This is a genomic window from Kitasatospora sp. NPDC004799, from assembly GCF_040609095.1.
Classification (GTDB): Bacteria; Actinomycetota; Actinomycetes; order Streptomycetales; family Streptomycetaceae; genus Kitasatospora.
This window is the reverse complement of record NZ_JBEXJK010000277.1, coordinates 1-10870: the sequence shown is the minus strand read 5'-3', so window position 1 is coordinate 10870 and position 10870 is coordinate 1. Positions and strand designations below refer to the sequence as shown.

16 protein-coding genes are annotated in these 10870 nt (G+C 70.7%); 3 read left to right on the top strand and 13 right to left on the bottom strand.

Annotated elements, in window-relative coordinates:
- Positions 1–98: 98 nt before the first annotated feature.
- The 13 genes from ABZW03_RS28435 to ABZW03_RS28375 all read right to left on the bottom strand — a co-directional run bounded on the left by ABZW03_RS28435 (position 99) and on the right by ABZW03_RS28375 (position 9198).
- Entirely contained in the window at positions 99–647 is a 549-nt protein-coding gene (locus ABZW03_RS28435; RefSeq protein WP_355264185.1) for an SMI1/KNR4 family protein, read from the bottom strand.
- 109 nt (positions 648–756) lie between these two features.
- Positions 757–1338, bottom strand: a complete 582-nt coding sequence (locus ABZW03_RS28430; RefSeq protein ID WP_355264182.1) for an SMI1/KNR4 family protein — start codon at positions 1336–1338, stop codon at positions 757–759.
- Between the two features lie 128 nt (positions 1339–1466).
- The gene (locus tag ABZW03_RS28425) at positions 1467–1829 is read right to left on the bottom strand and encodes an ASCH domain-containing protein (RefSeq protein WP_355264179.1); all 363 of its coding nucleotides are present in this window, start codon (positions 1827–1829) and stop codon (positions 1467–1469) included.
- Positions 1830–1902: 73 nt separating this feature from the next.
- The gene (locus ABZW03_RS28420) at positions 1903–3087 is read right to left on the bottom strand and encodes a methyltransferase domain-containing protein (RefSeq protein ID WP_355264177.1); all 1185 of its coding nucleotides are present in this window, start codon (positions 3085–3087) and stop codon (positions 1903–1905) included.
- Between the two features lie 42 nt (positions 3088–3129).
- A complete protein-coding gene (locus tag ABZW03_RS28415) occupies positions 3130–3840 on the bottom strand; it encodes a class I SAM-dependent methyltransferase (RefSeq protein ID WP_355264174.1) in 711 nt (236 codons plus the stop codon).
- A gap of 320 nt (positions 3841–4160) precedes the next feature.
- Positions 4161–5306, bottom strand: a complete 1146-nt coding sequence (gene tgmC / locus ABZW03_RS28410; RefSeq protein ID WP_355264171.1) for an ATP-grasp peptide maturase system methyltransferase — start codon at positions 5304–5306, stop codon at positions 4161–4163.
- Entirely contained in the window at positions 5303–6268 is a 966-nt protein-coding gene (tgmB, locus tag ABZW03_RS28405; RefSeq protein ID WP_355264168.1) for an ATP-grasp ribosomal peptide maturase, read from the bottom strand. The genes tgmC and tgmB overlap by 4 nt, the downstream gene beginning before the upstream one ends.
- Complete coding sequence (gene tgmA / locus ABZW03_RS28400) at positions 6268–6528, bottom strand: putative ATP-grasp-modified RiPP (protein WP_355264165.1); 261 nt, start codon at positions 6526–6528, stop codon at positions 6268–6270. The genes tgmB and tgmA overlap by 1 nt, the downstream gene beginning before the upstream one ends.
- Before the next feature lie 186 nt (positions 6529–6714).
- Positions 6715–7563 (bottom strand): helix-turn-helix transcriptional regulator, encoded by an 849-nt coding sequence (locus ABZW03_RS28395; protein WP_355264162.1) that lies wholly within the window; start codon positions 7561–7563, stop codon positions 6715–6717.
- A gap of 13 nt (positions 7564–7576) precedes the next feature.
- A complete protein-coding gene (locus ABZW03_RS28390) occupies positions 7577–8095 on the bottom strand; it encodes a DUF6879 family protein (RefSeq protein WP_355264159.1) in 519 nt (172 codons plus the stop codon).
- Positions 8076–8345, bottom strand: coding sequence for a hypothetical protein (locus tag ABZW03_RS28385; protein WP_355264157.1), 270 nt, complete (start codon positions 8343–8345; stop codon positions 8076–8078). The genes ABZW03_RS28390 and ABZW03_RS28385 overlap by 20 nt, the downstream gene beginning before the upstream one ends.
- 242 nt (positions 8346–8587) lie before the next feature.
- Positions 8588–8836, bottom strand: a complete 249-nt coding sequence (locus ABZW03_RS28380) for a hypothetical protein (protein ID WP_355264154.1) — start codon at positions 8834–8836, stop codon at positions 8588–8590.
- The gene (locus ABZW03_RS28375; RefSeq protein ID WP_355264151.1) at positions 8836–9198 is read right to left on the bottom strand and encodes an ATP-binding protein; all 363 of its coding nucleotides are present in this window, start codon (positions 9196–9198) and stop codon (positions 8836–8838) included. Before ABZW03_RS28375 ends, ABZW03_RS28380 begins: the two co-directional genes overlap by 1 nt.
- Positions 9199–9464: 266 nt before the next feature.
- Between ABZW03_RS28375 and ABZW03_RS28370 the strand changes: the two genes are divergently transcribed.
- Genes ABZW03_RS28370 through ABZW03_RS28360 form a run of 3 tightly spaced genes read left to right on the top strand, consistent with a single transcriptional unit; the run spans position 9465 to position 10763 of the window.
- Complete coding sequence (locus ABZW03_RS28370; protein WP_355264148.1) at positions 9465–10328, top strand: helix-turn-helix transcriptional regulator; 864 nt, start codon at positions 9465–9467, stop codon at positions 10326–10328.
- A complete protein-coding gene (locus ABZW03_RS28365) occupies positions 10321–10512 on the top strand; it encodes a DUF397 domain-containing protein (RefSeq protein WP_355264145.1) in 192 nt (63 codons plus the stop codon). The genes ABZW03_RS28370 and ABZW03_RS28365 overlap by 8 nt, the downstream gene beginning before the upstream one ends.
- 59 nt (positions 10513–10571) lie before the next feature.
- The gene (locus ABZW03_RS28360; protein ID WP_355264142.1) at positions 10572–10763 is read left to right on the top strand and encodes a DUF397 domain-containing protein; all 192 of its coding nucleotides are present in this window, start codon (positions 10572–10574) and stop codon (positions 10761–10763) included.
- Positions 10764–10870: the final 107 nt, after the last annotated feature.

The following is a 10870-nucleotide window of genomic DNA, read 5'->3' as shown; positions in this document are numbered from 1 at the left end:
GGTGCGCAGGAAGTCGGCGGGGCCGACTTCCTGCGCACCCCGGGGGTCGTCCCGTCATGGATCGTGACGCACCGGACGGGAGTCGGCCGGGACCGTGGCTACGCACGCCACAGGTCGGGCTCCAGCGTGCGATCGATGTACTCGTCGGAGTCGGGGATCTCCCCGGTCAGGACGGCGGCCAGGAATTCGGTCATGCCACCGTCGAAACGGACGAACTCGCTGATACCGAAGCGCCACACCACCACCGGCCACTGATCCGGGTCACCGGCCGAGGTGTCCCAGCAGAAATAGTCGGCACTGGTGTTGTTGGCCCAAGCGAGCAGGCCGCCCTTCCCCGGGAACGGTACGTAGGGACGGCCGAGCTCGGGAGTCCACTCGTACCACACTTCGAGCATCTCCCCGACCTCCTCATTGAAGCGTCGGAAGCGTTCGTACCTCTCCTCGTCCGGGGTCCCGGCGTCGCGATCCGGGGTCATCACGATGAGGTCGCCGTGGAACTGGACATGGCCGTACCGTTCCACGAACGCGCGGTAGTCCGAGGGCAGTTCGACACCGAGCCCTTCGACGGACCCCTGCCAGTACACCCGGAACGGCTCGCGGCGGGGCTCCCCCATGATGTCCGCAAGCCAGCCGATACTTCCGGCCACCCCTACGCCTTCCTCTCCTCAAGACCGGCTCTTACCGACCAGTTCCGGTCGCCCTTGGTGCCTCCACGACGGCTCACCACGGCTCGGTTCCGGTCGTGTTTGCAACCCCTCACGAATCCCGCACCGGGCCGAAGCGCTCCGTCCGCATCGGCGACACGCCGTAGTCCGTCAACGCGATCGGGTTCGAGAACTCCTGTCCGCTGTTCGGCCCGGCCATGTCCTCTCCGCGCAGGTACCGGTGGAACCATTCCGCGAACGTCAGGTCGTAGCGGTAGAACTCGTTGTCGTGGCCGACGTAGACCACGACGCACCAGCCGTACCCGGTGCCGGTGCGCAGCAGGAACACCTCTTCCCCGTGCGCGGTCCCCGTGATGGGGATCAGGCCGTCCGGCGCGCCGAACCCCAGGGCTGCGGGGAATCCGGGGAAGTTCTCGTCCGTGAACTCGCAGTCCTGGTAGGCGACCACGGTCTCCCGGATGTACTTGCCCAGGTCCCACCCCTGCGCGGCAGGGCCCGTCAGCGAGATCGACCGGCCGATCAAGATCGGCGCGTAGCGCTCGGCCAGGGTCTTGAAGTCCCCCGGCAGTTCCACCCCCAACTCGGCTTCCAGCCCGTGCCAGCACTCCGCCGCCACGCCCGGCCCACTCGGCGGCCCGATGATCCCGCGCACTTCTTCCAGAAAGTCCGTCACGGGCTGGATCCTGCCAGCTCGGGCCGGTTCACCGCCCCCCTTGCCGATTCCACCCGTGGGACCCTGCGCGATCACACAGTGCTCGAACACTTGAGGTCGGTGCGACAGGGCGGTGCGGCGGTCCGGGCTCAGGACGGGGCCATCCGCTCGACCTCGAAGGTGAGCACGCCCAGCGCCTCCTTGTGGGGCGGGTAGATGGCGCGGATCGCTTCGAGCTGTTCGGCCTCGGTGGCGCGGGGGTTGACCGCCTCCACCCGCTCGGTGCCGAACATCTCCTCGAAGGTGCGGTACCTCCCGATCCGGGTGACCCTGGTGAGGCAACTCGACTCGCGGCAGGTGAAGTTGACCAGGTCGCCGGGTTCGATCCGTTTCATCGACTCGTACGCGACGCGGACCTCGACCGTCTTCTCGCCGGAGGCGATCAGGTCGAAGTACTGCCGGTGGACCGGCATGTCGCGGGGGCGCTTCGTCTCGGGGTGGCGGGTGCTCATCGGGGCTCCCATGCGGTCGTGGTGGTACAGGGCCCGGCGCCGCGAGGCGGGCTCGCGGGGCCGGGCGGGCGGGTCACAGCGGCTGGGCGGGGTCGTCCAGCCAGGCGTGCCAGCCGTGCGGGGTGACGGTGAGTCCGAGGCGCTCGACGCCGGGCTCGCCCGCCTCGTGCCACCAGGTGAGGGTCTGCTCGAAGTCCTCCCACAGGCGGCGGGCGCCGTACTGGCGGACCGGGTGCGCCTCCTCGCCGTCGCGGAAGGTCGCGGCGGCCCAGGCCGGGGCGGTCAGGGAGTAGAGCCACAGGGTGCGGGCCCCGTCGTCGTGCGGCTGGATCGCGTGGACGACGTCGCGCAGCCGCAGGCCGGCGGCGAACGGGAACGGGTCGAACCTGCCGTGCGGCGGCAGGACGGCGGCGGTGGTGGTCTCGGCGACGGTACCGCCCGCAGCCGGGTTCTGCGGCCACCGCAGGCGCTGGGCACGCATCTTCATGAACTCCACCGGCCGCAGGAACGGGCCGGACGCGGTGCCGTCGCCGTGGACGGTGAGGCGCGCCAGGGCGTCGGCGTTGGAGTAGTGGGTGCCGAACGGCGCCAGGATCAGGCCGCCGGGGCGGGTCTGCTCGACCCACGCCCGCGGGACGGCGCGCAGCCCGTAGGTGACGGTGATCCGGTCGTACGGCGCCCCGTCCTGCCGGCCGAGGGCGCCGTCCCCGCGGACGACCCGCGGCCGGTAGCCGGCGCGTTCGAGTGCGGTGCGGGCCCGGGCGCAGACCTGCGGGTCGATCTCGATCGTGGTCACGTTCGCGTCGCCGAGCCGGTGGGCGAGCAGCGCGGCGTTCCAGCCGGTGCCGGTGCCCTGCTCCAGCACCCGCATCCCGGGCTCCACCCGGAGGTCGTCCAGCATGGCGGCGACCAGCGAGGGCATCGAGGCCGAACTGGTCGGGACCGTACCGGGCTCGACGCCCCGGTGGGCGCCGTCGTCCCACTGGGTGACGATCGGGACGTCCGCGGCCGCCACCGCCCGCCAACCGGCCTCGTCCACGCACCGGTCGACGGAGCGGCTGGTGCCGGTGGCCATGTCGTGCGCCCAGACCAGGTCCGGCAGGAACAGCTCGCGCGGGACGGCGTCGAAGGCCGGCGCCCAGGCGTCGGCGACGGGGAAGGACCGTCCCGGCACGGGGCGGTCCTGCTGCTCGGGGACGAGCGTCACTTGCGGTGTCCCCCGTCCCCGGGCGGTGCGCAGTTCAGCCGGTGTGCTCATGTGCAGCGGAACCTTTCTGGAGCTGGTCGGCGGCGGTGGTCCTCACCGCTGCCGGTGGGCCCGGACGAGCAGCGTGTCGGCCGAGCGTGGGCCCGAAGTCGCGGGCGGCAGACGGTCGATGCCGATCGCGGTGAACCCGGCCTCGTCCAGCAGCTTCGTCCAGACGTGCTCCTGGAGGACCCAGCGGCGCATCGTCGTCGCGGTGCCGTCCGCGGTGCGGGCCGGGACGTCGGCGTGCCGGACGTCCGGCTCGGCGGGCGCGCCACCGAGGTAGTGGCCCAGGGTGGAGGCGGCGAGCAGCCCGCCGGGGCGCAGGGCGCGGGCAGCGGCGGGGAGCAACCGGCGGGGGTCGGTGAAGTCGAGGCCGCCGAAGACGGAGTAGACGACGTCGTACGCGTCCGGATGCGCCTCCAGGTGGTCGGTCACGTCGGCGTGCACCGCGCGCAGGCGCGGCGCGAGGTGGCCGTAGAGGTCGAAGGCCATCGCGTGCTGGGCCGGGGAGGCATCGACGGCATCGACCCGGGCCGGGGCGTGGTGGACGGCGAGGTGGGCGGCGTGTCGGGCGGCGCCCGCACCGAGATCGGCCAGTACGAGCCCGGTGACGTCTCCCAGCACCTCGCTTCCCGGCCCGCCGTCCTGGGCCCAGACCCAGGAGAAGGAGTCGGGGACGCTCCGGTCCGCGTCGGCACGGCTGCGGCCGTAGAGGTACCAGAGGTCCAGAGCAGCAGCTCGGGCGGGTGGGCTGGTCGTCACCCGGGCCATCCTGGTGCCCGGCACGCCCGGGGCGCAGGGGTTTCGGGCGAAGACCACCCGCCCGTGTCGCGGTGGCCCCGGCCGGGCCGGGGCCACCGCAACTGACGGCTCAGTGCGAGTCGTTGCCGGGGTGGCAGGGGCTCCAGCGCACCACCCCGCATAGGAGCTTTGCGCAGGAAGTCGGACCGGCCGACTTCCTGCGCTACGGGGTGCCTGCGAGCGGGACCGTCGAGCGCTGCAGCAGATCCTGAAGCTCAGGGAAACGAGGGCCTTGAGCTGCCGAGACCTGACAGGGGCCATGATGCGCCGTCCCCGGCAGGTCAGATCGGCAGGTCCCAGCCCGGTCCGTCCTCGGTGCCGAGCCAGACGCGCTGGGCGGCCGGGGACACGGTGATCCCGAAGCCGTCCTCGCGGGGCGCGCCGGCCGCCTGCCAGTGCTGGAGCGCGCGCTCGACCCGGTCCCACAGGCGGACGGGCCCGCGCTGCGTCACGGTCCACCCGCCGCCGGGGTCGGGTGCCGTCCGGGCCTGCGATCCGGTGGACAGGTCCCAGAGGATCTGCTGAGCGCCCGCACCCGTGCGGATGGCTGCGGGCGCGGCGAGTTGGGCCACCCAGCCGCCCGTCCGGTCGTCGAGCGTCGCCGGGTCGATCAGGGTCGGGGACTCGTCGCCCGGCAGCAGGTCCAGCGTCGGGCGGGGCGGCCGGTCGTGCGGGCGGGCGATCATGAAACTGGCCTGGTCGGCCAGGAACCGGCCGGTGGCCTCGCCGGGGCCGGTCACGTCGAGCAGCGCGAGGGCGTTCGCGTAGCCCCACCCGGAGAGGGTGGCCAGGATCCGGCCGCCGGGTTCGACCTGGTGGAGCCACGGGAGCGGGAGGTAGCGCACCGAACAGGTGGCGATGAGCCGGTCGTACCGGCCCCGGTCCGGATCGCCGCGCAGCCCGTCACCGACGATCAGTCGGGGGGAGAATCCCGCGGCCTTGATCGCCGCCGCGGCGGCCGCGCCGACCGCGGGGTCGTACTCGACGCTGGTGAGGTCGGTGTCCCCGAGGCGGTGGGCGCCGAGGGCGGTCGAGTACCCCGTCCCGGTGCCGATCTCCAGCACGCGGTGCCCGGCCTCGGCCCCGAGCTGCTGCCACATGCGCAGCACCACGGAGGGCAGGGTGGACGACGAGGACGGGACGCCCGTCACGGCTGCCTGCCCGGCGACGTCCTCGGGCCCGATCCGGCCGTCGAGCTGGGTGACCAGCGTCCGGTCGTCGTAGATGCCCTCCAGCCATCCGAGCTCGCCCTCGCGGACGGGCCGGTAGCCGGTCGGAACGCTGCCGGCGACCGGAGCGAAGTAGGCGCCGACGAAGAGCTCCCGCGGAACGGCCCTCGCGGCGCTCTCCCACTCACAGTCGGTCAGCACGCCGTTCCCGGTGAGCCTGTCGGCCAGGGCGGTGCGCAGTTCAGCCGGTGTGCTCATGTGTCACGGCCTTTCTGGAGCTGGTCGGCAATGGCGTGGGCGATGGCGTCGGTGGTGCCGGCCGGCTGCCATGCCCATTGGCCGTTCGGGTTGCATTCGAGGAAGTACCAGGTACCCGAGGCGGTCACCGCGAAGTCGAAGGCGCCGTAGACCAGACGAAGCCGCCCGAGGTAGGCGGCGACCGCGCACGCGACCGGCTCGGGTACGTCGATCGGCGTGCACGCTATCCGGTCCTGGCGGCGGCGCCAGTCGAGGTCGGGGCTGTCGATCCGGAGGCCGAACAGGCGGTCGCCGACGGCCGTCACCCGTACGTCGAAGGCCTTGGGCACCTTCGCCTGGAAGAGGTGCGGGCAGACGGACACGGCGCCGGTGATGTCGGCCGGGTCCACCTCGCGCACCCACACGGCATGCGGCCGCCCGTCGACCGCGTAGGGGGTGTTCCACAACGGCTTGTACACCGCCCCGCCGGCCTGGGCGGCCACGAACTCCCGGGCCTCGTCCGCGCTGTTCGTGACCACGGTGTCGGGGACCGCGAACCCGGAGCGCTGCGCGGCCGCCAGCTGGGCCGGTTTGTGCTCGGCGGCACGGTTGGCCCAGGGGTGGTTCACGTAGTGCGCGACGGGAAACGACGCGAGGATGCCGCCCGCGCCCCACAACGTCTGCGAGGCGGCGAACCGACGCTCCTGGCCGCCGAGTTCGGACGGCCCTTCGTAGGGCGAGGCCCGGCGCACCCAGACGGATCTGACCGAGGAGAGAGCGACCTCCCGGCTGGCCGTGCGCAGGGTGCCCCGCTGGCCGCCCGTGCGGTACGCGGCGGTCAGCGAGGCACCCGAGTGCAGGTCGGAGCCGGGATCCAGACGAACCACCGGAACCCGGCGCTCCGCGAGCACCCGCAGGACCGCGTCCGTGGTCACGTCGAGGGGGTTGGTCAGGACCAGCACCGACCCGCTTCGGTCGCCCATCAGCCGTTGCTCTGGTCCTGGTCGTAGGACTCGGTGGTGTCGGCGTCGGTCGGGCTACCCGGGTTCCCGTCGGGCGTGGTCTGCGTGGGCGTCAACCCGCTGGTGCTGGTGCCGTGCCCGCCCAACTCGACCGTGCGGCCGTGCCCGTCCACGAACACGGCGACCTGCGTCTCGGGGTCGATGACGGGCGTGAACTGCGGGACCGGGACGGTGGCCGTGAACGGCTCCATGCGAGTGGTACCCCACGGTGCGGTCTTCATCTGTGCTGCGCCTCCGTTTCGTGGCGGTGCGGAGAGGATCAACAGCTCGGCCGGTCGGCGGTGTTGTCGGTCCAGCCGTTCGGACCTGCGCCGCGCTCCGGCGTCGATGCTCTTGCCAGGAAGGTACGGAGCGATCGGCAAGCGTCGCCATGAAGTTCCACGGGATTCCACGCCGATGGCAGGAGATCACCCGAGCAGCGCAGCGGCAGACGTGATCAGTTCACGAGCGGCCGCCCCGTGGACCGCCAACTCGGCTAGCTCGCCGAACGTTTCGGCGTACATCGCGATCTCGCTCGGCTGCGTGATGGTCAGGTAGCCGGAGACCAGCTCCACGTTCACCTGGGCGCTGTCGAAGATCCAGAAGCCTTCAGCCGGCCAGTGTGTCCGATCGGGACGCATCGGAACGACTCCCAGGCTCACGTTGGGGAGTGATCCGACCGTCGTCAGGTGGTGCAGCTGGTCGCGCATGACGCCGCCGCCGCCGATCCCGCAGCGCAGCACGGACTCCTCGATCAGGAAAGCGAACCGCCGGCCGCCCTCGTACAGCACGCGTTGGCGCTGCATGCGGGCGGCCACAGCAGCCGGAACGTCGTCAACGAGCCCTCGGCGCCGCTGGATGGCCTGCAGGGCGGCAGTCGTGTACCCCGGTGTCTGAATCAGGCCGGGCACCAGCCAGGACGAGTAGGACCGGAACCGGAGAGTGCGCTCGTACAGCGGTAGCCGGGCTTCCTGAGCCGCCTTGAGTCCGACACGCTCCATGCGTCGCCACTCGATGAACATGCCTTCGACGGCTCGCAGTGAGGCGATCAGGTCCGGCGCGCGGTCCTCGGCCCCGCACGCCCGGCACCACTTCCGGATGTCGTCCTCGGACGGCGGTGTGCGGGCGTTCAGCAGCCGCGAGACCTTGGACGGGTACCACCCACATGCCACGGCCAGCTCACGCCCCGACAGCCCGGCATCCCGCTGAATCTCGCCGAGCCGGTCGGCGAGATTCTGGCGGGCGCGCTGGACGCTTGACGATGCCGGGACGACCACGGACGGTTGCCGATCAGGCGGGGCGGTACTCCGCGTGCGGCGTCGCCCGCTCCCATGCGGTCTCGTAGGCCGCCAGGTACCGCTTGGCCAGCTCCGGATCGGTCCGGACCTCCATGCCGGCCTCGGCCCAGTGCCCATCCCCGGTGAAGTGGTGCAGGATCACCACCTCGCCGTCCATCACCCAGCCGTCCAGGCCCGGCAGGAGCAGGTCACCAGCGCGTGAGCGCGGCAGCCACCGCACGTCCTCCCCCGCCGCGACGTTCGAGAACGTCACGTCGTACTCGAACCGGATGTAGTCGGTCACCGGCTCGGAGACAACCCGCAGACGGCGCATGGCGACCCCTCGACCAGTCGTCTCGGCCACCACGTCGAGCCACGACCGCCACCAGGACTCGCGGTCGTTCGGGTCGAGCCGCTTGCCCTGCTGCCAGGCGATGAACTCGGGATCGTCCAGCATGTAGCCGTCCCGCATCTCCAGATGCACCGCCGAGCGCTGCGCCTTGGCGAGCTGCTCACGAACCGCCGTTGCCACCGTCGTTGACCTCACTGTCCGGCCGGGGGATGAACTGGATCATGTTGGCGGGCAACCGGAACACGCCTTCGTGGTCCGGGATGTCCGTGGAGTGGCCCGGGATCGAACCGACCTCCTGGGCCTCCCTGACAGTGGCCTCGTCGGCCTTCCAGGACTGGATCACCAGGTCGCCGGTCGCCTCGTCCAGCCAGATGGTCGGCGAGCCGTCATCAGGAGTGTTCGGGTAGATCCCCAAGAACTTTAGCGTCATGACTACCTCCTGTACCGAGTGGATTCCACGCAGTTCCACGACCTTGGCCCCGCGCGTGCAGGGCCGTCAAGGGCGCGAATGAAGCAGTGCCGCAGCCCCCGGCGCGGGGCGGCGGGGGCTTGCGGGTCAGGCGTTCTCGTCAGGCGGCGGCGGGGCCGCGCGGAGGGCGGTGACGACGCCCAGGGCGACGGTGGAGATCGCGAGGGCGAGGAGGACGGCGAAGGCCGTCCCGATCAGGAACCTCACGGGTGCTCGCGTTCGGCGTCGATCAGCAGGACGAGGAGGTTGAGCAGGGTCGAGGCGGGCGCGGTGTTGAAGCGGACGAGGACGCGGCCGTCGAGGGTCTGGTCGGTGGCGGCGGAGGGGAAGATCAGGCCGAACTTGCGCCCCCGCTCCTGGACTTCGGCGAGGAGGGTGCGGATGTGGTCGTCGGTGTAGTGCCGGATCCGGGGGTCGGTCGGCAGCATCGGGTGGCGGCGGCGGGCGGCCATCAGGCGACCCCGTCCAACTCGAACCAGACCGACTTGGCACGCTCGTGGGTCTCCACGCCCCAGCGGTGGGTGAGGGCCGCCACCAGCTGCAGCCCCCGGCCGGACTCGGCGAGGAGGGAGAGCGGCGGGGTGGTGGGGAGGACCGGGCTCTGGTCCGTGACGGAGACGCGGAGGTTGCCGTTGTCGGAGATGACCTGGACGAGCGGGGCGGGGGTGTCCCCGTGCCGCCAGGCGTTGACGAGCAGCTCGCAGAGGGCGAGCTGCGCGTCGCCGATGACGGAGGGGGACCAGCCGACACCGGCCATGGTGCGGTGGAGGGTCTGACGGGCGATGGCGATGGTGGGGGTGTTGATGTGACGCATGGGAGTTCTCCCGAGGCGTGAGTGAGGGGAGGAACCGGCGGAACAGGTGTCGCCGTGAGCCAGGCCATGAGAGATGGGCATGGCTGCTCTGCGGTGCTTGCTAGCAGGCGTTACTGACGATCCGTCGGATCGATGTGAGATCGACCATAGCGCACACGAGTATCCAAATTTCCACCCTCCTGGATTCTTCCCCCTACGGTGGTAACCGGTGGACCGCCGCTCGACGCGAGCGGCACACTGGCCACACGCACGCCTGGAAGGAAGTCATGCCGCCACGATCGAACCCCACGCTCCGTCAGCGCAGGCTCGGGACCGAGCTACGGAGGATGCGCGAACGGGCTGGCTACGGTGGCTCAGAGCTGGGCCGTATTGTCGGAATGAGTCCAGCTCAGGTCACTCAGATGGAATCAGGACGGATCGGCATCAGTGTCGACCGTCTCCGCACCATCGCCACCGCATGCCACTGCGCCAATCCCCCGCTGGTCGACGCCCTCGCCGAGATGATCGTCGAACGTGGGCGCGGTTGGTGGGAGGAGTACCGCGAGGTCCTGACGGGAGACTTCCTCGAAGTCGCAGAGATCGAGAGCTACGCAACGGCGCTCTCCACCTGCACGACCACCTACGTCCCTGGCTTGCTGCAGACTGGCGCCTACGCCTCCGCGGTCTTCACCCGGGTCTGTCCCCCACTGTCCCACGCGGAGATCGACCTCCGCACCGCGTTCCGCGTTCAGCGGCAGCAGATAGTTCGCTCGGGCAAGACACGACTCCAGGCCTTCATCCATGAGGCCGCACTGCGGATGCAGTTCGGCGGCCCCAAGGTTCTTGCCGAGCAACTCGATGCGCTCCTCGAAGACTCCGAACACCCGGGGATCTCAATCCGCGTCGTACCGTTCGCCGTCGCCACTTTCCCCGGCGCTTCGGAGAACCTCACGTTCGCCGACGGCCCGGTTCCCGAACTGGACACGGTCCAAATGGATGTTGCCCAAGGCGTCCTGTTCTTCGACTCCCCAGCAGACCTGGCCATGCATCGAACCATCTTCGATCGCATGGACGACCTGGCGCTCTCCCACGAGAAGTCGCGAGACCTCATCCAATCTGCCAGGAAAGCAACGGAAGACAACAATGCCTGAGTCCAACTGGCAGAAGTCCAGCTACAGCGGCGCAACCAATGAGTGCGTCGAGATCCGTACGGTCAGCGGCGCGGTTGAACTCCGCGAGTCCGACGAGGGCCACGTCATCCTCCGCACCACCCCAATAGCCCTGGCATCCCTCCTCCACGCCGTCAAATCCGGCGAATTCGACCACCACGCCTGATCCCCGCGCCCCTCGCCCACCCAGGGCGAGGGGCGCAACGCGAGAAGCGGAGGACAACAGTGCCCGAGTTCGGCTGGCAGAAGTCCAGCTACAGCGGCGCAAGCGACAACTGTGTCGAGCTGCGTGTCACCAATGCGATGGTCGAACTCCGCGAGTCCGACGAGGGCCACCTCGTCCTCCGCACCACCTCCACCACCCTCGCCGACCTCCTCCACGCCCTCAAGGCCGGCGAGTTCGACCACCACGCCTAACCGCCCCACCCCCGCCGGCCCCGGCCCCCCCCCCCGGCGGGCGGCCAGGCCCCCGGAGGCACCAGGCACGACGGGAACAAAAAAACCAAAAGAGGAAAGAGTAGTGT

Excerpts from the sequence above, each read along its gene's own strand:
- tgmC (WP_355264171.1), bottom strand. The coding sequence starts at position 5,306 with ATGAGCACACCGGCTGAACTGCGCACCGCCCTGGCCGACAGGCTCACC.
- ABZW03_RS28365 (WP_355264145.1), top strand. The coding sequence starts at position 10,321 with ATGCCTGAGTCCAACTGGCAGAAGTCCAGCTACAGCGGCGCAACCAAT.
- ABZW03_RS28385 (WP_355264157.1), bottom strand. The coding sequence starts at position 8,345 with ATGACGCTAAAGTTCTTGGGGATCTACCCGAACACTCCTGATGACGGC.
- tgmB (WP_355264168.1), bottom strand. The coding sequence starts at position 6,268 with ATGGGCGACCGAAGCGGGTCGGTGCTGGTCCTGACCAACCCCCTCGAC.
- ABZW03_RS28420 (WP_355264177.1), bottom strand. The coding sequence starts at position 3,087 with ATGAGCACACCGGCTGAACTGCGCACCGCCCGGGGACGGGGGACACCG.
- tgmA (WP_355264165.1), bottom strand. The coding sequence starts at position 6,528 with ATGAAGACCGCACCGTGGGGTACCACTCGCATGGAGCCGTTCACGGCC.
- ABZW03_RS28380 (WP_355264154.1), bottom strand. The coding sequence starts at position 8,836 with ATGGCCGCCCGCCGCCGCCACCCGATGCTGCCGACCGACCCCCGGATC.
- ABZW03_RS28425 (WP_355264179.1), bottom strand. The coding sequence starts at position 1,829 with ATGAGCACCCGCCACCCCGAGACGAAGCGCCCCCGCGACATGCCGGTC.
- ABZW03_RS28370 (WP_355264148.1), top strand. The coding sequence starts at position 9,465 with ATGCCGCCACGATCGAACCCCACGCTCCGTCAGCGCAGGCTCGGGACC.
- ABZW03_RS28375 (WP_355264151.1), bottom strand. The coding sequence starts at position 9,198 with ATGCGTCACATCAACACCCCCACCATCGCCATCGCCCGTCAGACCCTC.